This window comes from Streptomyces sporangiiformans (assembly GCF_005768555.2).
Classification (GTDB): domain Bacteria; phylum Actinomycetota; class Actinomycetes; order Streptomycetales; family Streptomycetaceae; genus Streptomyces; species Streptomyces sporangiiformans.
The window spans coordinates 70,466-94,984 of the sequence record NZ_VCHX02000181.1; the positions used below are offsets into that span (position 1 = coordinate 70,466).

Annotated in this window: 23 protein-coding genes and 3 pseudogenes; 13 read left to right on the top strand and 13 right to left on the bottom strand. The window is 68.1% G+C overall.

Features of this window, described 5'->3' with window-relative positions; all coding sequences use genetic code 11:
- Positions 1–13: 13 nt before the first annotated feature.
- Positions 14–319 (bottom strand): annotated as a pseudogene (locus tag FGD71_RS33700) (MMPL family transporter); the annotation flags it as partial.
- Positions 320–657: 338 nt separating this feature from the next.
- On the opposite strand from FGD71_RS33700, the gene FGD71_RS33705 reads away from it, so the two are divergent.
- The 8 genes and pseudogenes from FGD71_RS33705 to FGD71_RS33730 all read left to right on the top strand — a co-directional run bounded on the left by FGD71_RS33705 (position 658) and on the right by FGD71_RS33730 (position 5,908).
- Positions 658–2,142, top strand: a complete 1,485-nt coding sequence (locus FGD71_RS33705; RefSeq protein WP_119104398.1) for an AlkA N-terminal domain-containing protein — start codon at positions 658–660, stop codon at positions 2,140–2,142.
- Positions 2,139–2,621 (top strand): methylated-DNA--[protein]-cysteine S-methyltransferase, encoded by a 483-nt coding sequence (locus FGD71_RS33710; protein ID WP_119104372.1) that lies wholly within the window; start codon positions 2,139–2,141, stop codon positions 2,619–2,621. Before FGD71_RS33705 ends, FGD71_RS33710 begins: the two co-directional genes overlap by 4 nt.
- Positions 2,622–2,673: 52 nt before the next feature.
- On the top strand, positions 2,674–2,802 hold the full coding sequence (locus tag FGD71_RS49770) for a hypothetical protein (protein WP_276147172.1): 129 nt from the start codon (positions 2,674–2,676) through the stop codon (positions 2,800–2,802).
- 238 nt (positions 2,803–3,040) lie between these two features.
- The gene (locus FGD71_RS33715) at positions 3,041–3,223 is read left to right on the top strand and encodes a hypothetical protein (protein ID WP_119104373.1); all 183 of its coding nucleotides are present in this window, start codon (positions 3,041–3,043) and stop codon (positions 3,221–3,223) included.
- Position 3,224: 1 nt separating this feature from the next.
- The gene (locus FGD71_RS33720; protein WP_119104374.1) at positions 3,225–4,109 is read left to right on the top strand and encodes an alpha/beta fold hydrolase; all 885 of its coding nucleotides are present in this window, start codon (positions 3,225–3,227) and stop codon (positions 4,107–4,109) included.
- 137 nt (positions 4,110–4,246) lie between these two features.
- Complete coding sequence (locus tag FGD71_RS47640; RefSeq protein WP_181359323.1) at positions 4,247–4,456, top strand: hypothetical protein; 210 nt, start codon at positions 4,247–4,249, stop codon at positions 4,454–4,456.
- A 28-nt stretch (positions 4,457–4,484) separates the two neighbouring features.
- A pseudogene (locus FGD71_RS47645) lies at positions 4,485–4,624 on the top strand (IS1380 family transposase); the annotation flags it as partial.
- A gap of 164 nt (positions 4,625–4,788) precedes the next feature.
- Positions 4,789–5,908 (top strand): annotated as a pseudogene (locus FGD71_RS33730) (IS630 family transposase).
- Positions 5,909–6,131: 223 nt separating this feature from the next.
- On the opposite strand, the gene FGD71_RS33735 reads toward FGD71_RS33730, so the two are convergent.
- Entirely contained in the window at positions 6,132–7,100 is a 969-nt protein-coding gene (locus FGD71_RS33735; RefSeq protein ID WP_119104375.1) for an AraC-like ligand-binding domain-containing protein, read from the bottom strand.
- A 349-nt stretch (positions 7,101–7,449) separates the two neighbouring features.
- Between FGD71_RS33735 and FGD71_RS33740 the strand changes: the two genes are divergently transcribed.
- Positions 7,450–7,896 carry a peptidoglycan-binding domain-containing protein gene (locus FGD71_RS33740; protein ID WP_240436891.1) on the top strand — a complete coding sequence of 149 codons (447 nt, stop codon included), beginning with the start codon at positions 7,450–7,452 and terminating at the stop codon, positions 7,894–7,896.
- 325 nt (positions 7,897–8,221) lie between these two features.
- Here FGD71_RS33740 and FGD71_RS33745 read toward each other — a convergent pair whose 3' ends face one another.
- Positions 8,222–8,713, bottom strand: a complete 492-nt coding sequence (locus FGD71_RS33745; protein WP_140936005.1) for a hypothetical protein — start codon at positions 8,711–8,713, stop codon at positions 8,222–8,224.
- A gap of 734 nt (positions 8,714–9,447) precedes the next feature.
- Between FGD71_RS33745 and FGD71_RS33750 the strand changes: the two genes are divergently transcribed.
- The gene (locus FGD71_RS33750; protein WP_162931300.1) at positions 9,448–10,536 is read left to right on the top strand and encodes an FG-GAP repeat domain-containing protein; all 1,089 of its coding nucleotides are present in this window, start codon (positions 9,448–9,450) and stop codon (positions 10,534–10,536) included.
- Positions 10,537–10,571: 35 nt separating this feature from the next.
- Here FGD71_RS33750 and FGD71_RS33755 read toward each other — a convergent pair whose 3' ends face one another.
- On the bottom strand, positions 10,572–11,063 hold the full coding sequence (locus FGD71_RS33755) for a hypothetical protein (protein WP_140936006.1): 492 nt from the start codon (positions 11,061–11,063) through the stop codon (positions 10,572–10,574).
- A gap of 448 nt (positions 11,064–11,511) precedes the next feature.
- On the opposite strand from FGD71_RS33755, the gene FGD71_RS33760 reads away from it, so the two are divergent.
- Both FGD71_RS33760 and FGD71_RS33765 read left to right on the top strand, forming a co-directional pair.
- Positions 11,512–12,105, top strand: a complete 594-nt coding sequence (locus tag FGD71_RS33760; RefSeq protein WP_119104381.1) for a hypothetical protein — start codon at positions 11,512–11,514, stop codon at positions 12,103–12,105.
- Complete coding sequence (locus FGD71_RS33765; RefSeq protein ID WP_205571175.1) at positions 12,098–13,135, top strand: peptidase; 1,038 nt, start codon at positions 12,098–12,100, stop codon at positions 13,133–13,135. The genes FGD71_RS33760 and FGD71_RS33765 overlap by 8 nt, the downstream gene beginning before the upstream one ends.
- 36 nt (positions 13,136–13,171) lie before the next feature.
- Here FGD71_RS33765 and FGD71_RS33770 read toward each other — a convergent pair whose 3' ends face one another.
- A complete protein-coding gene (locus FGD71_RS33770; protein WP_119104382.1) occupies positions 13,172–13,663 on the bottom strand; it encodes an NUDIX domain-containing protein in 492 nt (163 codons plus the stop codon).
- 70 nt (positions 13,664–13,733) lie between these two features.
- Positions 13,734–14,801: an ADP-ribosylglycohydrolase family protein gene (locus tag FGD71_RS33775; protein WP_119104383.1), complete on the bottom strand. Its 1,068-nt coding sequence runs from the start codon at positions 14,799–14,801 to the stop codon at positions 13,734–13,736.
- Positions 14,802–15,068: 267 nt separating this feature from the next.
- On the opposite strand from FGD71_RS33775, the gene FGD71_RS33780 reads away from it, so the two are divergent.
- Positions 15,069–16,190, top strand: coding sequence for a glycerate kinase (locus FGD71_RS33780; protein ID WP_119104384.1), 1,122 nt, complete (start codon positions 15,069–15,071; stop codon positions 16,188–16,190).
- A 159-nt stretch (positions 16,191–16,349) separates the two neighbouring features.
- Here FGD71_RS33780 and pssA read toward each other — a convergent pair whose 3' ends face one another.
- The 7 genes from pssA to ccrA all read right to left on the bottom strand — a co-directional run bounded on the left by pssA (position 16,350) and on the right by ccrA (position 24,109).
- Positions 16,350–17,168 (bottom strand): CDP-diacylglycerol--serine O-phosphatidyltransferase, encoded by an 819-nt coding sequence (gene pssA, locus FGD71_RS33785; protein ID WP_119104385.1) that lies wholly within the window; start codon positions 17,166–17,168, stop codon positions 16,350–16,352.
- A gap of 22 nt (positions 17,169–17,190) precedes the next feature.
- On the bottom strand, positions 17,191–17,847 hold the full coding sequence (locus tag FGD71_RS33790; RefSeq protein WP_119104386.1) for a phosphatidylserine decarboxylase: 657 nt from the start codon (positions 17,845–17,847) through the stop codon (positions 17,191–17,193).
- Positions 17,848–18,017: 170 nt separating this feature from the next.
- Positions 18,018–19,223, bottom strand: coding sequence for an acyl-CoA dehydrogenase family protein (locus FGD71_RS33795; RefSeq protein ID WP_119104387.1), 1,206 nt, complete (start codon positions 19,221–19,223; stop codon positions 18,018–18,020).
- 2 nt (positions 19,224–19,225) lie between these two features.
- Positions 19,226–19,738, bottom strand: a complete 513-nt coding sequence (locus tag FGD71_RS33800; RefSeq protein WP_119104388.1) for a MaoC family dehydratase — start codon at positions 19,736–19,738, stop codon at positions 19,226–19,228.
- Positions 19,739–19,743: 5 nt separating this feature from the next.
- Positions 19,744–20,718: an HpcH/HpaI aldolase/citrate lyase family protein gene (locus FGD71_RS33805; protein WP_119104389.1), complete on the bottom strand. Its 975-nt coding sequence runs from the start codon at positions 20,716–20,718 to the stop codon at positions 19,744–19,746.
- Positions 20,715–22,745 (bottom strand): protein meaA, encoded by a 2,031-nt coding sequence (locus FGD71_RS33810; RefSeq protein WP_119104390.1) that lies wholly within the window; start codon positions 22,743–22,745, stop codon positions 20,715–20,717. Before FGD71_RS33810 ends, FGD71_RS33805 begins: the two co-directional genes overlap by 4 nt.
- A 26-nt stretch (positions 22,746–22,771) precedes the next feature.
- Positions 22,772–24,109 carry a crotonyl-CoA carboxylase/reductase gene (gene ccrA, locus FGD71_RS33815; protein ID WP_119104391.1) on the bottom strand — a complete coding sequence of 446 codons (1,338 nt, stop codon included), beginning with the start codon at positions 24,107–24,109 and terminating at the stop codon, positions 22,772–22,774.
- Positions 24,110–24,519 lie beyond the last annotated feature (410 nt).

The window sequence follows — 24,519 nt, forward strand, 5'->3', positions numbered from 1 at the left end:
GGATCTGGGGGGATCAGACGCGCGCCGTCTCGAGGCCGGCCGGGTCGGTCGTCGACGCGGTCGTGGCCGTGGTCGTCGGCTGGCTCCCGGCCGGGACGGTGGGGGAGTGGCGGGTGAGCGCCTCGCCCTCCACGTCGACGCGGGGCAGCATCCGGTCCAGCCAGTGGGGCAGGTACCAGGCTTTGTCGCCGAGCAGGGCGAGGATCGCGGGCACGATCGCCATGCGGACGACGAAGGCGTCGAACAGAACCGTGATGGCCAGGCCGAAGCCGATCATCTTGATCATGGATTCGCCGACGCCGATGAACCCGGCGAAGACCAGCGCCGCCGGAAGGCCGAGCGGCCCAGTCGATGGAGGAAAGTAGCCATGAGGCAGGAGGTCTCCACATCTGATCTCGGGGACCTCCCCAGGCTCTCCGAGCACGGCCTCCGCGTCGTCGTGCGCCTGCCGACAATCCCGGCTACTGAGAACGCAGTACATGCCGACCCGCGTGTAGTCCTTGATGAGTACGTCGTGGACGAGTGCGTCCTGGATGAAGCAGGTCCTGGATCAGCACGTCCGGGGCGAGGCCGAGTGGGCGGGGCCCCAGGTACATGTCGGATTCTCGCCAGCCACGGCCATGACCGTGGCTGATGCTGGAGGGCATGCTGAACGGGATGCACACCGACACCGAGCGCTGCGTACGCGCCGTCCAGTCGAAGGACGCCCGCTTCGACGGATGGTTCTACACGGCGGTGCTGACCACGCGGATCTACTGCCGGCCCAGCTGCCCCGTCGTGCCGCCGAAGCCGGAGAACATGACCTTCTACCCGAGCGCGGCCGCCTGTCAGCAGGCCGGATTCCGGGCCTGCAAGCGGTGCCGCCCGGACACCAGCCCCGGTTCGCCCGAGTGGAACCAGCGCGCCGACGTGGTCGCCCGCGCGATGCGGCTGATCGGCGACGGAGTGGTGGACCGCGAGGGCGTTCCCGGCCTCGCGACGCGGCTCGGCTACAGCACCCGGCAGATCGAGCGTCAGCTCCTCGCCGAGCTGGGCGCCGGACCGCTCGCCCTCGCCCGCGCCCAGCGCGCCCAGACCGCACGCCTCCTCATCGAGACGACCCCGGTCCCGATGGCCGAGATCGCCTTCGCGGCGGGCTTCTCCTCCATCCGCACCTTCAACGACACGGTCCGCGAGGTCTTCGCCCTCTCACCGAGCGAGCTGCGCGCCCGGGTGCCCAAGAACCGCGCCAACTCGACCAGTACACCAGGTGTGTTGACGCTTCGTCTGCCCTTCCGGGCCCCACTCAACCCCGACAACCTCTTCGGTCACCTCGTCGCCACCGCCGTACCCGGCGTCGAGGAGTGGCACGACGGCGCCTACCGGCGCACCCTGCGCCTGCCCTACGGCCACGGCGTCGTCGCGCTCACTCCGAAGCCCGACCACATCGGCTGCCGGCTCACCCTCAGCGACATGCGTGATCTGCCCGTCGCCATCAGCCGCTGCCGCCGCATGCTCGACCTGGACGCGGATCCGGTGGCGGTCGACGACCAGTTGCGTACGGATCCACTGCTCGCGCCCCTCGTCGACAAGGCACCGGGCCGCAGGGTGCCGCGCACCGTCGACGAGGCCGAGTTCGCCGTACGCGCGGTGCTCGGTCAGCAGGTGTCCACGGCCGCCGCCCGTACCCACGCGGCACGCCTGGTCACGGCTCACGGCGAAGCCGTCGACGATCCCGAAGGCGGCCTCACCCACCTCTTTCCCTCCACCGAGGCGCTGGCCGCGCTCGACCCCGAGGCACTAGCGATGCCGGCCACCCGCCGCGCCACCCTCACCACCCTCGTACACCAACTCGCTGAGCAGACCCTCCACTTGGGCGTCGAGAGCGACTGGGAGGAGACCCGCGCCCGACTGCTGGCGCTGCCCGGGTTCGGGCCGTGGACCGTCGACGTCATCGCGATGCGCGCCCTCGGCGACCCCGACGCCTTTCTGCCCACCGATCTCGGCGTCCGGCGCGCCGCACAGGGGTTGGGACTGGCGTCCACACCCGCCGCGCTCACGGCCCACGCCGCGGCCTGGCGTCCCTGGCGGGCGTACGCCGTCCAGTACCTGTGGGCGACCGACAACCACCCGATCAACTTCCTTCCCGGGGAGCCCCGTTGAAGCAGCACCACGTCATCGACAGCCCGTACGGACCACTCACCCTCGTCGCCACGGACGGCTCCCTGTCCGGCCTCTACATGACCGATCAGCGCCACCGCCCGCCGGAGGAGACCTTCGGGGAACCCGACGACACGCCTTTCGGTGAGGTGATGGACGAGCTGCGGGCCTATTTCGCGGGCGAGTTGAAGGAGTTCACCGTCCCCCTGCGGCTGGACGGGACGCCGTTCCAGCGCTCCGTGTGGGAACAGCTCCGGAAGATCCCGTACGGCGAGACCCGCACGTACGGCGCACTCGCCGACGCCCTCGGCAGCCCCAAGGCATCGCGTGCGGTGGGCCTCGCCAACGGCAAGAACCCGGTCGGGATCATCGTGCCCTGCCACCGCGTGGTGGGCGCCGACGGCAGCCTCACCGGCTACGGCGGCGGCCTGGACCGCAAGCAACGGCTGCTGGACTTCGAAAGGGGAAGCGCCCTCTTCTAGCCTCGGGCTTTCACCAGGGGTGCCGTCCGGCAGGTGGTCGAGAACGCAGAAAGTGCCCCTGAGCGTCCGCCGCTATCGCAACGGCAAGCTGCTGACCAAGCGCGAGAAGGCCGACGCCGAGAGCATGGTTACACTCGTCCGAGCCGTGCTCCAGCACGGGGGCGTACTGCCCTCCCCGTGACGCCCGTAAAGGAATCCTTACCCCAGTAGGAAAAACACTGGGCACAAACTCCGAAACCCTGATTGCCTCGCATTCTCCGGCCCATATACGCTCCCGCCCAATCCTCAACGGAGACGGGAGTCGGATATGGCTCAGGAAGTCCGGCAAGCAAAGCCGGACGTAATATCTGCCGGGGCGATGACGCCCCTCGACACCATAGCGGCGCAACGGATCCGTATCGCTCTCCGCTTTTTCCGCGGTGAGGTGCCTCTTCTTCCTCCCGCTGCCCATCCTCGGCCTGTTCACCTCGACGCTCGACGGTGTCGTCGGCGGCGGCCTGACCTGGGCCTGGATCTACGCGTTCGCACAGTTCGCCGTCGCCCACACCGGACAGTCCACCTTCCGGTCCCTGCGGCTCAAGGCCCTGATCGGAGTCAGCTGACATGACAACAGAGGACAGAGAGGACATCGGCATGGAGACGGACTCGCTCGTCGAGGACGGCATCAGATCGGTCACGGTCACGGGAGCGGGCGGAGTGCCGCTGAACGTGCTCGACGCCGGACCCGAGGACGCGCCGGCCGTCATACTGCTCCACGGCTTCGCCCAGTCCGCCCGCAGTTGGCTCCACCAGCTCACCGCCCCGGGGCCGATCCGGGTGGTCGCTCCCGACCTGCGTGGCCACGGTCACTCCGGAAAGCCCGACTCCGGCTGCCTTGACGAGCGGGTTTGGGCCGACGACGTGGCGGCCGTGATCGAGGGGCTGCGGCTCGACAGGCCGGTCCTGGGCGGCTGGTCCTACGGCGGGCTAGTGGCCCTCGACTACGTCGCGGTGCACGGCGACTCAGCCCTGTCGGGGCTGCTCACCGTGGACGCAAGCCTGCTGGCGGGCGTTCCCGGCGCGGAACGGATGTTCGGCCCGGACTTCGTGGCCCTGCTGCCGGAGCTGGTGAACGACGACGGCGAGAGCACCGTCGAGGCCCGCCGAAAACTGCTGGAGGTGTCGACCGAGCGCCCCCTCGCCGACGACACGGCACAGACCCTGCTCGACGCGAGCCTGCTGACGCCGCCCCGCGTCTGTGCCGCACTGCTGCAACGTCCGCTGGACCGCAGTGCGGCGGCGGCCGGTGTCACCGTGCCCTGGCTGGCCGTCCAGGGCGGCCGGGACCGGATCGTCGCGCCGGCCGCGGCGGAACACATCGCCGCCGTCCAGCCCGCCGCGCAGGTGCGGCTGTGGGAAGGGTCGGGACACTCACCGTTCCTGGAGGAACCCGACCTATTCAACGAGCAGTTGATCGCCTTTGTCACGCGTTCCGCCTCCGGGGCCTAGCCTCGCGCTTTCATGAATCGTGGTGTCCAACGGGTGGTCAGACAAACGAAAAGTGCCTCTGACCAGCAAGATATCGGTAGCCCAGACACCGTGACGCAAGGCGCGCGCGGTGCACGATCCGGGGAAGGTTCTGCTGGATGTGGCCCCACGTCCGCGAACGCGTCTGGAAGCCGGCCGGACAAGCGGGCCCGGACGCCGGCGGACAGGTGATCGTCGACATCGACGGGGTGCTCGTGCTGGCCCACTCAGAGAAACAGGACGCCGCGACCTGGAAGAAGACGTTCGGACACCACCCGTCGCCCTGGCCCAGCTGCCGAAGAAGTACCGGAGCGGACGGCAGACACTGATCCGGGCCGACTCCGGCGGCGGCACCCACGAGAACGCCCGCACCCCGGCGCCCAGTTGCGCTTCACCGACGCCGACGGACTACGGCTGACCTGCTTCGCCACCAGCACCACCCACGCGGCGATCGCCGCCCTCGAACTGTCCACCGCCAGCGGGCGAGAGCCGAGGACTGCAAGCCCTGACCGGCCGGGCCCGGCTCTGGGAGCCCCGCCGCCTGCGGATCCGTCTCTTCTCCGCCGCCGCCCAGCTAGTGCTGTGACCGCATAGGTTCGCCGGGTTGGTGGTCCTGGCGGTTGGATGTGCGGTGACGTCCTTTCCGCCTGCTGGAGGCGCGGTGGCTGAGCCTGTCCGTGTGCGCGGACTGACCGACCAGGAAGGGCAGCGGCTGCAGCAGATCGTGCGCGGGGCAGCACGAGTTCGGTGCGCTACCGGCGGGCAATGATGCTGCTGGCCTCGGCCGGCGGGAACCGCGTGCCGGTGATCGCCCAGCTGGTTCAGGCCGACGAAGACACCGTCCGCGGCGTGATCCATCGCTTCAACGAGATCGGCCTGGCCTGTCTGGACCCTCGATGGGCGGGAGGCCGTCCCCGCCTGCTCAGCACTGACGACGAGGACTTCGTCGTGGCGACGGCCACAACCCGACCGGTCACCTCGGCCAGCCCTTCACCCGCTGGTCACTGCGCAAGCTCGTCGCCTACCTGCGGAAGGTCCACGGCCGGGTCATACGCATCGGCCGCGAGACATTACGCTGCCTGCTCGCCCGCCGCGCCATCACCTTCCAGCGCACCAAGACGTGGAAGGAATCACCCGACCCCGAGCGCGACGCCAAGCTCGACCGCATCGAACACGTCCTGGACCGCTTCCCGGACCGGGCCTTCGCCTTCGACGAGTTCGGCCCGCTGGGAATCCGGCCCACCGGCGGCAACTGCTGGGCCGAGCAGACCAAGCCCGACCGAGTACCGGCCACCTACCACCGCACCCACGGGGTGCGGTACTTCCACGGCTGCTACTCGATCGGCGACGACACCCTGTGGGGCGTCAACCGTCGCAAGAAAGGCGCCGGGAACACTCTGGCCGCGCTGAAGTCGATCCGCGCCGCCCGGCCCGACGGCGCCCCGATCTACGTGATCCTGGACAACCTGTCCGCCCACAAGGGCGCCGACATCCGCCGCTGGGCGAAGAAGCACAAGGTCGAACTGTGCTTCACCCCGACCTACGCCTCGTGGGCCAACCCGATCGAGGCCCACTTCGGACCGCTGCGGCAGTTCACCATCGCCAACTCCCATCACCCCAACCACACCGTGCAGACCTGGGCTCTGCACGCCTACTTGCGGTGGCGCAACGCCCATGCCCGTCACCGCGACGTCTTGGCCGCCGAATGCAAGGAACGCGCCCGGATCCGCAACGAGAGAGGCATCCGCTGGGGCGGACGTCCCGTCGCCGCCGCGGCCTGAAGAACTTGGCGAAACCTGTGCAGCCAGCCCACGGCACCGGCGCTCCGAGCGCGATGAGCTGGGCTTCTGCATACTCGTGGCCCTGCTCCTGGAGGCTGACCTTCTTGCCGTCTGGTCGAAGACGGTTCCGTCGGGCATGAGTTTGATGGTCCGCTCGGTCTGACCCCGGGCCCAGACTGAGCGTCCAAGGTCGGCCATGCGAAACGCGGCCGCGCGGAGACCATCACGCGGAGGAGCGGGGGTGGTTCTGGTCGCGCCAGGTCCGAGGCGAGAGTCCGTATGCCTGTTTGAACACCTTGCTGAAGTGGGTCGCGTCCACGAAGCCCCAACTCCGTCCTATTGCTGCGATGGTCCGCAGTCGGCCGGTCGGGCCGGCCAGCTCTCGCCTGCATTCGGCCAGGCGGCGGTTACGGATCCAGTCTCCGAGAGTGATGCCCGACCGGGACAGCACCGCGTAGAGGTGACGTACGGAGATGCTGTGTGCAGCGGCTATCCGTGCCGCCGACAGATCGGGATCAGCCAGGTGCGCCCGCATGTAATGAGTGATCCGCAGGCTGAGTGTCGCCTCCAACGGGCCCTTGGCCACGCTGGAGTTACCGTGCTGGGACGCCAACGCGGCACGGAGCAGTTCGATGCTGGGTTCCACCACGGCGTCGGCGTACACGCCCTGGTGCAATTCGTCGCTGACGGCCAGTTGGGAGAAGTAGGTGAAGGCGAGGCGCGCAATGGGGTTGTCGGATCCCAGGGGGACCGCGGTGATGTCTCGTAGCAACCGGTCGGGGAGCGCGAGTGCCGCGCGGGGGAACCGGATGAAGCGGTGGTCGACTCCCTCGTCGAAGAGAAGTGTGTAGGGAGCGATCGATTCGTAGACGGCGCAGTCTCCCGGCCTCAGCAGGCACTCGCGGCCGTTCTGCACCACCAGGCTGCTGCCCGTCATCTGAACACCGAGAGTGACGGCCGGCTCCTCGTCCTCCCGGGCGAGCCGCGCCGTCCGACGGAGAGTGACCGCGGTCGCCCGCGCCGAACAGATCTTGATTGGCCCAACGGCGCCGAGCCCTATGCGAACGGAGATGTCCTCAGCCGGAGGACGGTGGTCGATATCGACCGCCACCATGGATTCCCACACCGCATTCCGGATCACTTCCTCCCGGTCCCGCGGCGGTATGAACGCGGTGTCCAGGACCGGGCTCATGAGGCAGACCTTCGTCTGCGTCGGTCATAGAGCCAGCCTGACAGTACCTCGGCCCGTTCCCCCACAAGTCCCCCTAGACACGGACGGTTCCCGCCCTCAGTTTGGCGGGATTCTCTCTTGCTGCGCAATGGCTTCGACGGGCACACGCAGGGCCTCGCCTGATGTGGCGTCAACTTGAGGCTGTGCACTACTGACAAAGGTCCCTGCACGGATGACAAAGTCCGAAGGTCACGATGACCCTACGGTCCGTGGGCGAGGCCGTCCCTGAGACGACATCACCGACCGGAAGGATTGCATCGTGCAACGAGTATCAACGACGCTCCGCATGCGGAGCGGAGTGTTGGGGGCTTTGGCTCTCCTCTTCGCCGCCGGCCTGACGGCCAGCCCGATGATGACTGCGCCCGCCCACGCCGCCTACGGTCCGTGCAACACGACGGTGAAGCGCGCCGATGGGTACTTGGCAAGCTACACAGTTCCCGCGCGCACCGATAACGGTACGAGCTGTTACATGCAATATCACACGGGCAGCTCAAACGCCGTGAAGACGCTGCAGACGTCTATCCTTCGCTGCTACAGCGGCACCTATGCCGCCGATCGGATCCGCGCCACCGGAGGGGCAGACGGGATCTACGGCACCGGCACGGTGGATGCCGTTCGGTGGCTCCAATCAATGCTCGGCCTGAGCGCCGACGGCGTCTACGGGCCGGCAACCCGTAATGCGATTAAGTGGCTGGGATATGCCCAGGACGTCGTCAACGGGGGCGTTTACCCGTACTGCGACACTCATTCGTTCTAGTCACCACAACGTCTGTCGACGCCGACCTCTGTGCCTGAGGTCGGCGTCGACGTCTGCCTTGCAGGCCAATACCGTAGGCACTGGCACACGTAACGGACCTGCCAGTTGGTGTCGGACTGGTACTGGACGGTGAGCAACGCGAGGCCGCCGTTGTGGCGAAGCACCTCGTCACTGTGGCCGCAGTGTTCGGGGGCGAGCCTGGTCGTGGCCGACAACGGGGCGACGCGGGTCGACCAACTGCGGTCGTCCCTGCTGTTGGCAGTGGTAACGAGCAGGTGGGTGCCGTCCGCAGCCAGGTAGCGACGGCCATGGTACTTCCCAGTGATCACGACCAGATCCTGGTATGGGGCAATCCGCAGTGTGTGTCATGCCCCTCAGTGGAAGTTGCCCTCGCTGGTGGATCGGCCTCCACCAGGGCAGGACGGCCGGGCTCGGGGTCGTCGATGAGCACCTCGGTCTTGGCGTCGCCGTAACCGATGGACAGATGACGTTCGCCGGTGCCGGTGAGCGGTCGCGGGCGACCGGGGTCGGCGGCCGGCGGGAGGGCGTCGATCGGGACTGGTCGGCCATGGCGCCGGGCGTCGAGACGGATCATGGCGGCGCGGCCGTCGCGCAGGGCGGTCAGCGCGTCGGGTTTCGTACGCGCCCCACTGGCCCGGTCGTACGCCGCCAACGCCGCCCGGTACTCCTTCAGGGCAGCGAAGGTGGCGTCAGAGCCATTGGCATCGAACTCCAAAGCGGCCACCTCCTCCCCGAACACGGTCACCGACTCCTGTACCGCTGCAGGCAGTTCCACTGCGGCCGGTCGGCGTCCCATCGCTCCAATCGTCAACTCGGCGAACCTATGCGGTCACAGCACTAGTCACCACAGCCCGCCGCCGGCACCTGAAATTCGCGACGCACTGGCCATGGACCAACGTGATCATCGACGCGATCGAACGACTGCAGGCCCTCCCGAACCCAGGCTGACCAGCAGAGACAACCAGCCCTACAACCAGAACCCACACGCCGGAGCCGTGGAACCCGGCGCCCACCCGACGCGACAGCCGGGCCACTGACCTGCCCGCACCCCACCCAACAAGCCGAAACGGCCCACCAGATGAAGCGGCAGGCCGTCACGAAAGATCGAGGCTGGCTCCGGGGGACATTTCACTACCATCGCGAAGTATCGTTGTGCATCAATTCGGCCTCCTCCGCGCCCTTTTCCTATTGAAGGGTTGTCAAGGATGCGGGACCGTATGGGTGGTTTCGGCGTGGCCTCGGCTTCTTTGAGCGGCCCGTCGAAGAAGCCGTACGCGCTGTCCGGCCGCCCTGCGGTTGCGGCACCTGTTCCCTTCAACGGCCCCTGAAATTCAGGGAGAAGGCGTCAACAGTGGTCGTCGCTGTAAACCTCCTACTGAGCGTGATTCCCGCCGAGTCGCCGACTCCGTCGTCTCGACAAGTCTCAAGTGGTCACGCGGAAAAGCGGTATACAGGCGCCGAGGAGGAAATATGTCGCAGAAACAACAGACCGCCAGAGCCCGGAGAAGCCACAGATATGTGGTGACTGTCGTGGCGGCGGCCATGGCGCTGTTCATGACGCAGGGAATCGCGTGGGCGGACGCACCGACGTTCGCGACCCATGTCGAGTACGGGGTAGGAGAGTCTCCTGTCGCCGTCCGGGTGGCCGACTTCGACGAGGACGGCAACCAAGACGTTGTCACGGCCAACTTCGACGACGACACCGTGTCGGTCGCGCTCGGCAACGGTGACGGCACTTTCGACACCAAGGTCGACTACGTCGTGGGCGACATCCCGAACGGAGTCGAAGTCGGTGACTTCGACGAGGACGGCAACGTCGACCTGGTCTCGGCCAACTCCGGTGATTCCACCGTGTCGATCCTGATCGGCAACGGTGACGGCACTTTCGACACCAAGGTCGACTACACAACGGGCACGTCTCCGTACAAGGTGGCCATCGCCGACTATGACGAGGACGGCAATGTCGACCTGGCCGTCAGCAACATCGACGACGCCACGGTGTCCATTCTGGACGGCAATGGTGACGGCACGTTCGACCCCAAGGTCGACTTTGGAACGGGAACCTGGCCCTACGGGATCGCCACGTCCGACCTCGACGAGGACGGCAACGTCGACCTGGCCGTCTCCAACGTCGGCGACAACACGGTGTCGGTGCTGTTGGGCAATGGTGACGGCACGTTCGATGCCAAGGTCGACTACGGAACGGGCCTTCAGCCCAGTTGGGTAGTGCTGGCGGACTTCGACGAGGACGGCAACGTCGACCTGGCGGTTGCCAATCTCGAGGACAACACGGTGTCGGTGCTGTTGGGCAATGGTGACGGAACCCTTGACACCAAGGTGGACTACGGAACGGACTTGTCTCCGTTCTCGCTCGCGGTAGCGGATTTCGACGGTGATTCGGCTCTCGATCTCGTGACGCCGAACTCCGCAGGGAACAATGTGTCGGTGCTGCCGGGCAATGGTGACGGCACATTCGGCACCAGGGCAGATTTCGCCGTCGACAGCACGCCGTTCTCGGTGGCGGTGGGCGACTTCGACGAGGACACGCGCCCTGATGTGGTGACCTGCAATTACCAGCCGAACAACGTGTCGGTCCTGCTCAACACGACGACTCCATAAGGCCTCAGGCCCTCCTCGGGCCTGCGGTCCGCCGGCTAGGCGACCGAATGGGTCATCGAGCCGGTATAGGTGCCTGCCACCGCGGTGGCAGGCACCGACATCGTCAACGTCGGGTTCCAGATAACGGAACTTGCGTTCGTCACAACAGTGTTGTAGGAGAATGCCAGGCGAGGGGTGTCCAGGGGCTGTTTCTGATTTGTGTTCGGCTGCCCAGGAACAAAGGTCCCGGGGCCCGTTTTGGAGACGAGCGGACCCGATGCGTACGCCAGACGGCTCGACGAAATCGTCTCGAGGGCGGTGCCGCCCCCGGTGGTGAAGGCGGTCGCCGACACAGTAGTGGCCCAGGTCCGGTTACCGCTGCTGGTCACCCTCACCTGCCCCAGCTGCACGGTCGTCGATTGTCCGGGCGCCGCGGACCCGAGGTTGGCCGAAGCCGGAGTGGTGATCGCGGGGGCGGCCATCACGGCCCGGGGAACCACGAAGGTCGCGGTGGCCGCCATGGCCTGCGCGGCCCGTCCCGATTCCATCGGAGGCAGCGTCAGACAGCCGGCACACAGCATTACTCCGGTCCCGATCCGCAACGAGAGTCGGGGCCGTGAAAGAGATCGCGATCGCACCCGTGCTCCTTTCTGAGCCACCTGGTGAGCGGATTCCCAGGAAGGGGCATCGCTGGCTTTCCTCACGGCGGCAAAAACGCGGCCTCGTCCGTGGGACCCCGGTTCCGCTCGGTCTGGACTCCCGGCCAGTGAAAGCGGCTGCCCGCGGACCGATGGCCGGGCTCGCCGATGCGGCGCGGTCGGTTCACCGTGACGGATGAATCGGCTGGGCACTCCAGCCGTGTGCCGGCGACTGCCGATGACTGCCGTTGGATGCCGCGCGGGTGAAAAGTCAGCTAATCGGAATGACTCGTCGAGTGGCGGTGGAAGGGACCTGTTGATCAGCGGGGTCAACTGGCGATCAGCTCTGGGAGTAGCAATGGATTCACGGTTCAAGCAGTTGGGAAGAGTCACGTCCCGTGTCGGGCTCTCGGTCGTCGCCGTGGCGGCCCTCGGTGTGGTGACCGCCGCTCCGGCGTCCGCGGCGGACACCGGCGCGACCTTCACCGTGACCGGGGATGTCCTGGGGATCACAGCCCCGGCCAGTGCGCCCCTGGGCAGTGGGGCTCCGGGCACCGACATCGCTCCTGCGGCCGGGATCGGAACCGTCACGGTGGTGGACGGCCGGGCCGTGCAGCCCGCCGTGTGGACCGCGACGGTGACGGCTACCGCCTTCACCACCCCGGGTGGTGGGGCCTCTCGCACCATCGCGAACAGCAACGTGGACTACTGGTCGGGTACGTGCACCGGAACCGGCGGCGACGGAGGCGGTGCCACACCGGTGTGGACCGGTGGGCAGGCCGATGCTGGGGCAGCAGTGGATCTCAGCACGAGCCGAACCGCGTGCAGCCTCACCGGCGGCGCCGGCATCAACAACGCATCGTGGGATCCCCATCTCATCGTGCATGTCCCCGGCAACATCGTGGCCGGCGCCTATTCCGGGACCGTGACCCACTCCGTCGCCGGTGCCTAGGCGAGCCGCCCCGCTGCTTCTGCTGCTCCTGCTGACCGCGCTCGTCCAGGGCGCGGTCAGCAGTGATGCCAACGCGACGGGGGATGCCCCGGGAGGAAGCGAGGGCCCTGGAGAGCCGAAGGGGACGTTCGGCCTACGGCTGCTCGACGCGCCGGTCGTCCGGCGCGACGATCCCCGCGCGTACACCTCCGTCGTCGATCACCTCAATCCGGGCGCCACCATCGAACGGCGCGTGGAAGTCGCGAACAAGTCACCGAAGCCCCTGCGCGTCAGCCTCTACGCCGCTGCCGCTTCCATCAAGAACGGCAAATTCACCTTCGCCGCCGGCCGCTCCAAGAACGAACTGTCGGAGTGGACGTCGCTCGACCGCCCCGTGCTCACCCTTCCCCCGGAGAGCAGAGAGACCGCACGGTTCAGAATCCAGGTGCCGCGATGGGCCTCGCGGGGCGAGCGGTACGCGGTCATCTGGGCTGAGGTCGCCAGCTCCGGCAAGGGCAACATCAAGCTGGTCAACCGGGTCGGGACCCGGCTCTATCTGGATGTCGGCCCTGGTGGGGAACCGCCCTCGGCCTTCCGGATCGAGAAGCTCACCCCCGCCCGCTCCGGCGAGGGCAAACCACAGCTCACCGCCCAGGTCCGCAACACCGGCGAACGCGCATTGGAGATGTCCGGCAAGCTCTGGCTGTCCAAGGGACCGGCGGGTCTGAGTGCCGGTCCCTACCTCGTGGCACGGGGCACCACTCTGGCCCCCGGCGATACCGGGTCCGTGACCGCCGCACTGGATGACCAACTGCCCAACGGCCCCTGGAAAGCGAAGCTGACTCTGGCCAGCGGCAGGGTCCGGGAGACCGCCACCGCCACCGTCAGCTTTCCGTCGCCCGGCATGTGGGGCGCGTCCATCGCCCCCGACATCGCGAACTTCAGGCAGTGGCCCCCTCTGCTGTCCTGGGGACTCGCCGCCATGACGGCCATCCTGGCCGCCCTGGGCGTCCGACGTCTGAAGTGGCGACGCGCGCAGCGCCGGTCCTGAAGCCCTGTGCTCGGGGAAGCGCTACGCAGGTTCGTGTCAGCCGACCCGGTGACCGTTCTCCAGCTCCGCCGTCCCCGAGCCGTCCGCCAGGACATCCAGTGCGGCCAGTACGCGCCGCCCCAGCGCGCCCGGCAGGTACTCGGCGAGGTCATGGCGTGGGACGAGGCGCCAGGACAGCAGTTCCTCCTCCTGGAGGCGGATCGACTTGAACTGCTCCTCCTCCAGGACACCGCCGTCGTACAGATACGCCACGATCGGCGGGCGCGCGGCACCCGGGACCCAGTCCACCGCCAGCAGCCGGCCGACCTCCAGGTCCAGGCCGATCTCCTCCGTGGTCTCCCGACGGGCGCCCTGCCGCGGAGTCTCCCCGGCGTCGGACTCGACGGTTCCGCCGGGCAGCGCCCACCCCTCGCGGTAGTTGGGCTCGACCAGCAGCACGCGGCCATCGGCATCACGGAACAGCGCGGCGGCACCGGCGAGGACGCGGGGTAGGCCGGCAATGTACGTGGCGTAGTCAGGAACGGTCATTGGGAAAGCCTAGCGAGGCGGTCCGGCCGCCCGCTGCAGCGTGTGCTGGGGCGGGCCGAGCTCCGAGGTGTTACATCTGCGTCCGCGCCAACCGCAGCGTCCGCTCGGCCAGTTCACTGATCCGTACGCCGTCGAAGCCGAATACCGCGCTGTGCACCGTGTCCTCCAGCGGGTCCTTCCACTGCGGCGGGATCGCGGCGCCTCCGCTCAGCACTCCCGCGACGGAGCCCGCGGTCGCGCCGTTCGAGTCGGTGTCGAGGCCGCCGCGCACGGTCAGGGTGATGGTGCGGGTGAAGTCCCCGTCGCCGTACAGGAGTCCGGCCGTGAGGACCGCGGCGTTCGGGATGGTGTGGATCCAGCCGAGCGCGGCGGTCTCCTCCGCGATGGTGGTGAGCGTGTCCTCCCACGTCAGGCCGGACTCGTGGAGCGACTGCACCCGGCGTACGGTGCGCGCCAGGCGGCTGCTTGCCGGGATCACCGTCAGCGCGGTGTTCAGGGCGTCCCGCACGGTCGGCGCGGTGAACGCGGCGGACACCAGCGCCGCCGCCCACATCGCCCCGTACACGCCGTTGCCGGTGTGCGACAGGACGGCGTCCCGGCGCGCCAGGGACGCCGCGCGACGGGGCAGGCCCGGGCAGGTCCAGCCATAGATGTCGGCGCGGATGAGGGCGCCGATCCACTCCTGGTAGGGGTTGTCGTACGTCGCGGTCAGCGGCGGCTTCAGCCCGTTGGCGAGGTTCCGGTACGCGGCGCGCTCCGCCGTGAACGTCTGCAGATACGGCAGTCGCAGCAGCCACAGTTCGCCGACCTGCTCCGTGGTGAAGCCGAAGCCGTGTGTCTCCAGCAGGTGCAGGCCGAGGATCGCGTAGTCCACGTCGTCGTCCCGGCAGCTGCCGTGGATGTGGCCGCGTACGCACTGGCGCCACTCGGGACGCAGCGCGGACTCCTCGGCCGGGGCGGCGGGCTCGGGCAGATAGTCGGTGAGCGGCAGGGCGGCGGCCTGCCTCAGGTAGCGGTCGATGCGGTCCCGCGTCCAGTGGTCGCCCTGCTCGACCGGTTTGCCGAGCATGTTGCCCGAGATCCGGCCCAGCCAGCCCCCGAGAACGCGGTCCGCGACGTCAACACCGACAGCAGTCATACGTCCGGTGTACCGAATTCCGGCCGCTCCTGCCTGGTTTATGCGCATACCGACCCATGTCGCATGAGAGGGTCGCTGTCCGGGTGGGCCGGTCGGGTGCCGGTTCGGACGATGTCCGTGGCCGGTCGTGGGCGCGGGATCCGCACTGGGCAGCGGCCTCTTCCTCCGGTTAAGGTCGCAGCGGCGCGACTGCCTTGACGAGTGCAAGGCCCGGAGAGCAAGGGGAATGCAAAGGTGGCGGACGCTGCAGTGAATCGGACCCAACGGGTGCTCATCGCCGCGGACAAGTTCAAGGGCTCGCTCACGGCCGTGCAGGTCGCACAGCGGGTGACGGCCGGGCTTCACCGGGTGGCGCCGCGGACCGAGGTCGAGGCGCTGCCGGTGGCCGACGGCGGTGACGGCACGGTCGACGCGGCGGTGGCGGCGGGGTTCGAACGCCGTGAGGTGCGGGTCGCCGGACCGCTCGGGGGCGAGGTCACCGCCGCGTTCGCGCTGCGCGGCGACATGGCGGTCGTGGAGATGGCCGAGGCCAGTGGGCTGCAGCGGCTGCCCGCCGGTGTCTTCGCGCCGCTCACGTCGTCCACGTACGGATCCGGAGAGCTGCTGCGGGCCGCCCTGGACGCCGGGGCGCGCACGATCGTGTTCGGGGTGGGCGGCAGCGCCACGACGGACGGGGGCGCCGGGATGCTGGCCGCGCTCGGGGCGCGTTTCCTCGACGCGGACGGGGAGCCGGTGGCTCCCGGTGGCGAGTCGCTGCGGGACCTCGCCACGGCCGACCTTTCCGGGCTCGACCCCCGGCTGGAGTCGGTCGACGTCGTCCTCGCGAGTGATGTGGACAATCCGCTGACGGGGCCGAAGGGGGCGCCTGCGGTGTACGGGCCGCAGAAGGGCGCGTCTCCTGATGACGTGGCCGTCCTCGACGCGGCTCTCGCGCATTTCGTCACGGTGCTGGAGAAGTCGATCGGAGCCAAGGCCGCGGAGTACGCGGCCGCACCGGGGGCCGGGGCGGCCGGTGGTATCGGGTACGGCGCGCTGGTGGGGCTCGGTGCGAGCTTCCGGCCCGGGATCGAGGTCATGCTCGATGTGCTGGGCTTCGCCTCCGCGCTGGAGCGCGCCACCCTTGTCATCACCGGTGAGGGATCTCTCGACGAGCAGACCCTCCATGGCAAGGCTCCCGCAGGGGTGGCTGCCGCGGCGCGTGCCGCGGGCAAGGAGGTCATCGCGGTGTGCGGCCGCCTGGCGCTTCCGCCGGAGGCCCTGGGCAGGGCTGGTATCCGTCGGGTGTACCCGCTGACGGGGGTGGAGCCCGATGTGGCGCGGTGCATCGCGGAGGCCGGGCCGATTCTGGAGGACGTGGCGGAGCGGATCGGGCGGGATTTCCTGACCTGAGGGTCGAGCAAGGACCTCACCCGCGCGGTGAAGAGGGCCCGAACCGTGTGGTCCGGGCCCTCTTCGTCGTGGCCGAGCGCGTGGCCACCGGCTCCTCGGTACGCGAGAGAGGGCCCGCACCTTCCGGTTCGGGCCCTCTCGCCGTACGTACAAGACGAGCTACGGCAGCTGCGCCGCCCGGGCCTCGCGTCGGTTGTCGCGGAAGTTGTTCACCCTGCGAGCCGTGGCGAAGAGGGGGATCACCGCGCCGAGGACCAGCTGGAGCGCGCAGCCCGTCTGGAGGAGGAGCTGACCGCCGGGGGCGTCGAAGGCCCACGCCGCCAGCAGACCCATCGCGGCGACGATCCAGGAGAGCATCGCCACCGCGAGCGGACCCCGCGGCTTCGGGTACTCGACCCGGCTCACCATGAGCCAGGCGGTGCCGAGGATCGCCATGAGCGTGGCGACGAACGGCAGCTCCAGGAGCACGATCGAGACGACTGTCAGCGCGCCGAACGGCGAGGGCATGCCCTGGAAGGTTCCGTCCTTCACCGTCACGCACGAGAACCTGGCGAGCCGCAGCACGACCGCCAGCAGGACCACGATGGCTCCCACCGCCGCCACCCGCTGGTGCGCGTCGTCCGCGACCATGCCGTAGACGAGCACGAAGTACGCGGGCGCCAGACCGAAGCTGATCAGGTCGGAGAGGTTGTCCAGCTCCGCGCCCATGGGGGAGGAGCGCAGCTTGCGGGCCACCAGGCCGTCGAAGAGGTCGAAGACCGCCGCGCACAGCATCAGGATCACGGCCGTGGCCGCGCTGTGCCGGGCCATGCCCGTCTCCTGGCTGCCCGTGAGGTGCGGGATCAGGATGCCGGTGGTGGTGAAGTACACCGCCATGAAGCCACACGTGGCGTTACCGAGCGTGAGGGTGTCCGCTATTGAGAGGCGGAGTGAGAGCGGCATCTCCTCCGCGTCGTCCACCTCGTCGGCATCCGGCACCCAGCCGGCCTGAGTATCCGGATCAATCACGGTCAATGCGAGTCACCCCAGCCACGGTCTTCTGACCGACCTCCACCGCGACGTCGACGCCCTCGGGGAGGTAGATGTCGACGCGCGAGCCGAAGCGGATCAGGCCGATCCGGTCCCCCTGCTCGACCTTGGTGCCCTGCGGAACGTACGGCACGATACGTCGCGCGACCGCACCGGCGATCTGGATCATCTCGATGTCGCCGAGCTCGGTGTCGAAGTGCCAGACGACGCGCTCGTTGTTCTCGCTCTCCTTGTTGAACGCCGGAACGAACCCACCGGGGATGTGCTCGACCGACGTCACCGAGCCGGCGAGCGGGGCGCGGTTGACGTGGACGTTCAACGGGCTCATGAAGATCGCGACGCGGGTGCGTCCGTCCCGCCACGGCATGATGCTCTGCACCACACCGTCGGCGGGCGAGATGACCCGGCCCGGGGCGATCTCACGCTCGGGGTCGCGGAAGAACCACAGCATGCCCGCCGCGAGCGCGGTGGCGGGTACGGCCACGGCCTTGGCGGCGCCGGAGCGGCGCGCGCGGGCCAGGCTGAGTGCTGCGGTGGCAACGGTCGGGAGGAGCCACGGCGATGCTCCGCGCGCGATGCGTCCACCGAGGGCGCTGACGCGTGGTGCAGAGGTTTGGCTGTGGGGCATGGATGACCTTCGTAGCGGATGATGCCGCGCTGGAACGGGGGACGGCGGCTTTCCGGGGATGGTACCGGTCGCGGGCCGCAACTGGGCAAGCCAGGAAGCCGAGTCGGCGTCCGAAGAGTGCTGACGGGGTGTGACCTTCTTCTCCAAGAAAACACCCCGTACTCGGACATCTAGCCCTGGAACCGATACTCTTCGAGCAGCCTGCGCCCGATGATCATTTTCTGGATCTCGGCGGTACCTTCACCGATCAGCAGCATCGGTGCCTCACGGTAGAGGCGCTCGATCTCGTACTCCTTCGAGAAGCCGTAGCCGCCGTGGATCCGGAACGCGTCTTCCACGACTTCCTTGCAGTATTCGGAGGCGAGGTACTTCGCCATCCCTGCTTCGAGGTCGTTTCGCTCACCGGAGTCCTTTTTGCGAGCTGCGTTGACCATCATCGCATGAGCGGCCTCCACCTTGGTACCCATCTCCGCCAGCTTGAACTGGATCGCCTGGTGCTGGGCGATCGGTTTGCCGAAAGTGTGACGCTGCTGGGCATAGGAGACACCAAGTTCAAACGCACGCTGCGCGACACCGCAGCCACGGGCCGCCACATTCACCCGGCCGACCTCGACGCCGTCCATCATTTGGTAAAACCCTCGGCCCGTATCGCCACCAAGTACGCGATTGGCCGGAATTCGCAGGTCGTCCATGATGAGCTCGGTGGTGTCTACACCCTTGTAGCCCATCTTGTCGATCTTCCCGGGGATCGTCAGGCCGGGGCGGACCTCACCGAAGCCGGGCTCCTTCTCGACCAGGAAGGTCGTCATCGACTTGTGGGGTGCCGTGCCCTCGGCGTGTCCTTCATCACTTCGGACCAGAACGGCCACCAGCGTCGACGTGCCGCCGTTGGTCAGCCACATTTTCTGGCCGTTCAGGACGTACTCGTCGCCGTCCTTGACCGCCTTGGATGTGATGGCCGACACATCCGAGCCGAGTCCCGGCTCCGACATGGAGAACGCGCCGCGCACCTCGCCCGCCGCCATACGCGGCAGGAAGTAGTCCTTCTGCTCCTGCGTGCCGTGCTGCTTGAGCATGTACGCCACGATGAAGTGCGTGTTGATGATGCCGGACACCGACATCCAGCCGCGTGCGATCTCCTCCACGCACAGTGCGTAGGTGAGGAGCGACTCACCCAGGCCCCCGTACTCCTCGGGGATCATCAGCCCGAAGAGGCCCAGGTCCTTGAGGCCGTCGACGATCGCTTGCGGGTACTCGTCGCGGTGCTCCAGCTCTGTCGCGACCGGAATGATCTCCTTGTCCACGAAGTCCCGGACGGTGGACAGGATCTCCTGCTGGATGTCGGTCAGACCTGCGGTCTGGGCGAGTCGCGCCATGGCTACTTCTCCTGTGCCTTCAGTTCCGGGCGGCCCGGCTGCTCGCCGCCGCGCTCCTTGATGTACGTCTCGGTGGGGACCATCACCTTGCGGCGGAACACACAGACCAGCGTGCCGTCCTGCTTGTAGCCCTTGGTCTCGACATGGACGATGCCGCGGTCGCTCTTCGACCTGGAGGGCGTCTTGTCCAGGACCGTCGTCTCGCCGTAGATGGTGTCGCCGTGGAAGGTCGGCGCGACATGACGGAGAGACTCGATCTCGAGGTTCGCGATCGCCTTCCCGGACACGTCCGGTACGGACATGCCGAGCAGCAGTGAGTAGATGTAGTTCCCGACGACGACGTTCTTCCCGAAGTCCGTCGTCTTCTCCGCATAGTTCGTGTCCATGTGGAGCGGGTGGTGATTCATGGTCAGGAGACAGAAGAGGTGGTCGTCGTACTCGGTGACCGTTTTTCCGGGCCAGTGCTTGTAGACCGCGCCGACCTCGAACTCTTCGTAGGTGCGTCCGAACTGCATGGTGCTCAGGCCTCCGGAGCTTCGAACTTGGACGTGCGCTGCATACCGGCGGCCCGGCCCTTGCCCGAGACGACGAGCGCCATCTTGCGGCTGGCCTCGTCGATCATCTCGTCGCCGAGCATCGCGGAACCCTTCTTTCCGCCGGCCTCGGACGTGTAGTACTCGTACGCGTCCAGGATCAGCTCGGCGTGGTCGTAGTCCTCCTGGGACGGCGAGAACACCTCGTTGGCGGCGTCCACCTGACCCGGGTGCAGTACCCACTTGCCGTCGAAGCCGAGCGCGGCGGCGCGGCCCGCGACCTCGCGGAAGCCCTCCACGTTCTTGATCTGGAGGTAGGGACCGTCGATCGCCTGGAGGTTGTTGGCGCGGGCGGCCATCAGGATCTTCATCAGGATGTAGTGGTAGGCGTCCGCCGGGTAACCGGGCGGCTGCTCACCGACGACCAGCGACTTCATGTTGATCGACGCCATGAAGTCGGCCGGGCCGAAGATGATCGTCTCGATGCGCGGGGAAGCCTGGGCGATCTCGTTGACGTTGTTCAGGCCCTGGGCGTTCTCGATCTGCGCCTCGATGCCGATCCGGCCGACCTCGAAGCCCATCGTCTTCTCGATCTGCGTCAGCAGGAGGTCCAGCGCCACGACCTGCTGGGCGTCCTGGACCTTCGGCAGCATGATGCAGTCCAGGTTCGGCCCCGCGCCCTCGACCACCGTGACGACATCGCGGTACGTCCACTCCGTCGTCCAGTCGTTGACGCGCACGACCCGAGTCTTGCCCGTCCAGTCGCCCTCGTTGAGGAACTTGACGATGGTGTGCCGCGCCTCGGGCTTGGCGAGCGGGGCGCACGCGTCCTCCAGGTCCAGGAAGACCTGGTCCGCGGGCAGGCCCTGGGCCTTCTCCAGAAAGCGCGGGTTGCTCCCGGGCACCGCGAGACACGAGCGCCGCGGACGAAGGCGGTTGGCCTGGGGAACAGGGCTGGTCATGCGGGGACCTCCAGAGGGTCGAGCTTGTTCGCTTTCCGGATCTCGTCGACGATACGGCCGATGATTCCGGTGATGTCGAAGTCCTTCGGGGTGAAGACCGCGGCCACTCCGGCGGCCCGCAGCTGATCGGCGTCGCCGTTCGGGATGATCCCGCCGGCGATCACCGGGATGTCGGCCGCGCCGGCCTCACGCAGCCGCTCCAGCACATCCGGCACCAGCTGCGCGTGCGAGCCGGACAGGATGGACAGGCCGACCGCGTGCACGTCCTCGGCGAGGGCCGCGGCCACGATCTCCTCGGGTGTGAGCCGGATGCCCTGGTAGACGACCTCGAACCCGGCGTCGCGGGCCCGTACGGCGATCTGCTCGGCCCCGTTGGAGTGGCCGTCCAGGCCCGGCTTGCCCACCAGGAAGCGGAGCTTGCCGACGCCCAGGTCGCGGGCGGTCGCGTCGACCCTGCGACGCACCTCGGCGAGTGCGGTGCCCTCCTCGCCGGCGACCGCGACGGGCGCGGAGGAGACGCCGGTGGGCGCCCGGTACTCGCCGAACACCTCGCGCAGGGCGCCCGACCACTCGCCGGTGGTGACCCCCGCACGGGCGCACTCCACCGTGGCCTCCATCAGGTTGCCCTCGCCGGCCGCCGTCTCCTTCAGCCGCTCCAGTGCCTTGCGCGCACCGGGCTCCTGGCGCGCGTCACGCCACTTGCGCAGCGCTCGTACGACGCGGTCCTCGACCGTCGGGTCGGCCGTGTGGATCGCGGTGTCCAGGTCGGCCGTCAGCGGGTTCGGTTCGGTCGTCTCGTAGATGTTGACGCCGACGATCTTCTCCCGACCGGACTCGATGCGGGCCCGGCGCTCGGCGTGCGAGGTGACGAGCTGTGACTTCAGATAGCCCGACTCGACGGCCGCCATCGCGCCGCCCATCTCCTGGATGCGGTCGATCTCGGCGAGCGACTCCTCGACCAGGGCGGCCACCTTGGCCTCGATGACGTGCGAGCCGTCGAAGATGTCCTCGTACTCCAACAGGTCGCTCTCGTGGGCGAGCACCTGCTGGATGCGCAGGGACCACTGCTGGTCCCAGGGGCGGGGCAGGCCCAACGCCTCGTTCCAGGCGGGCAGCTGCACGGCACGCGCGCGTGCGTCCTTCGAGAGGGTCACGGCCAGCATCTCGAGCACGATGCGCTGGACGTTGTTCTCCGGCTGGGCCTCGGTCAGACCGAGGGAGTTGACCTGGACGCCGTAGCGGAAGCGGCGTTGCTTCGGGTTCTCGATCCCGTACCGCTCACGCGTGATCTTGTCCCAGATGCGGCCGAACGCCCGCATCTTGCACATCTCCTCGATGAACCGGACGCCCGCGTTCACGAAGAAGGAGATGCGGGCGACGACATCGCCCATCCGCTCCTGCGGCACCTGGCCGGAGTCGCGCACGGCGTCGAGGACGGCGATCGCCGTGGACATCGCGTACGCGATCTCCTGGACCGGGGTGGCGCCGGCCTCCTGGAGGTGGTAGCTGCAGATGTTGATCGGGTTCCACTTGGGGATGTGGCTGACCGTGTAGGCGATCATGTCGGTCGTCAGACGGAGCGAAGGCCCGGGCGGGAACACATGGGTGCCCCGCGACAGGTACTCCTTCACGATGTCGTTCTGCGTGGTCCCCTGGAGCTTGGTGATGTCCGCACCCTGCTCCTCCGCGACGACCTGGTAGAGCGCCAGCAGCCACATGGCGGTGGCGTTGATGGTCATCGAGGTGTTCATCTGGTCCAGGGGTATGTCCTGGAACAGTCGGCGCATGTCGCCCAGGTGCGAGACCGGGACCCCGACCCGGCCGACCTCGCCGCGGGCGAGGATGTGGTCGGGGTCGTAGCCGGTCTGTGTCGGCAGGTCGAACGCGACCGACAGTCCGGTCTGGCCCTTGGCGAGGTTGCGCCGGTACAGCTCGTTGGACGCCTCGGCCGTGGAGTGACCGGCATACGTCCGCATGAGCCAGGGACGGTCCTTCACGGGTTCTTCTGGTGCCTGCCGCTCAGTCATCGTGCTGCTCCCTGCTCCCTGCTCCCTCAGATGTTCCGGAAGCGGTTGATGGCGTCGATGTGCCGGGCGCGCTTCTCCTCGTCGCGCACGCCGAGTCCCTCGCGCGGGGCCAGCGCGAGCACGCCGACCTTGCCCTGGTGGAGGTTGCGGTGCACGTCGTACGCGGCCTGCCCGGTCTCCTCCAGCCTGTACACCTTGGAGAGCGTCGGGTGGATCTTGCCCTTCGCGATGAGCCGGTTGGCCTCCCAGGCCTCGCGGTAGTTGGCGAAGTGCGAGCCGATGATGCGCTTCAGGGACATCCACAAGTAGCGGTTGTCGTACTCGTGGTTGTAGCCCGAGGTGGAGGCACAGGTGACGATGGTGCCGCCCTTGCGCGTGACGTAGACGGAGGCGCCGAAGGTCTCGCGGCCGGGATGCTCGAAGACGATGTCGACGTCTTCCCCACCCGTCAGCTCACGGATGCGCTTGCCGAAACGCTTCCACTCGCGGGGGTCCTGGTTGTGCTCGTCCTTCCAGAACTTGTAGTCCTCGGCGGTGCGGTCGATGATCGCCTCGGCGCCCATCGAGCGGCAGATCTCCGCCTTCTGGGGCGAGGACACGACGCAGATGGGGTTGGCGCCGCCCGCGAGTGCGAACTGCGTGGCGTAACTGCCGAGTCCACCGCTCGCGCCCCAGATCAGCACGTTGTCGCCCTGCTTCATGTCGGCGCCGTTGCGGGAGACCAGCTGCCGGTAGGCGGTCGAGTTCACGAGCCCCGGAGCGGCGGCCTCCTCCCAGCTCAGGTGATCCGGCTTCGGCATCAGCTGGTTGGACTTGACGAGTGCGATCTCCGCGAGACCGCCGAAGTTGGTCTCGAAGCCCCAGATGCGCTGCTCCGGGTCCAGCATGGTGTCGTTGTGGCCGTCGGAGGACTCCAGCTCGACGGACAGGCAGTGCGCGACGACCTCGTCACCGGGCTGCCAGGCGTTGACGCCCGGGCCGGTGCGCAGGACGACGCCCGCGAGGTCGGAGCCGATGATGTGGTACGGCAGGTCGTGGCGCTTGGTGAGCTCGCTGAGCTTGCCGTAGCGCTCCAGGAAGGCGAAGGTCGGCAGCGGCTCGAAGATCGAGGTCCACACCGAGTTGTAGTTGACCGAGGAGGCCATGACGGCCACCAGGGCCTCGCCGGGGCCGAGCTCCGGCACCGGCACGTCGTCCAGGTGCAGTGACTTGCGGGGGTCCTTGTCGCGGGTGGTGAGGTCCGCGAACATCTCCGTCTCGTCCTTGTGCACGGTGACCGCGCGGTACGAGTCGGGCAGCTGCAGTGCGGCGAAGTCGGCGGAGGTGGACTCCGGCGACTGAATCGCGTCCAGGATTTCCTTCACGGTGTTGCCTCCGGCGAAGCGAGCGCTCCGAGGGGAACGCTTGAGGGGTACGTCGGGGTGGGTTCTGCTGGTGTGAGGCGTGCCGTCGGTTCGGCGAAGGTGGAGCTGGCAGCGCTTTGTGGCGCGGAAGGTTGCCTGTGACGCAGGCGTCCGGGCGCGCTCGCCTGGGGAGGCTTGCGGGGACAGCCGACGTACGAAGGTGCTCTGCACGCCGGCCGCCCGGACTACTCCAACGTATGGCACGCCGTGTCACCTCGCAAGGCACCGAGTGCCAAAAGTTTCTCTCATCTGTCATTTGGCGTTAACAAATGAGCGATGATCGATCGGTGAGGGCGGGATCCCCGCCGGCCCGCCGGCGCGAGGAGGCACAGAGAACGCGCACGCCGTCCCGGAGGGGCCGGGACGGCGTG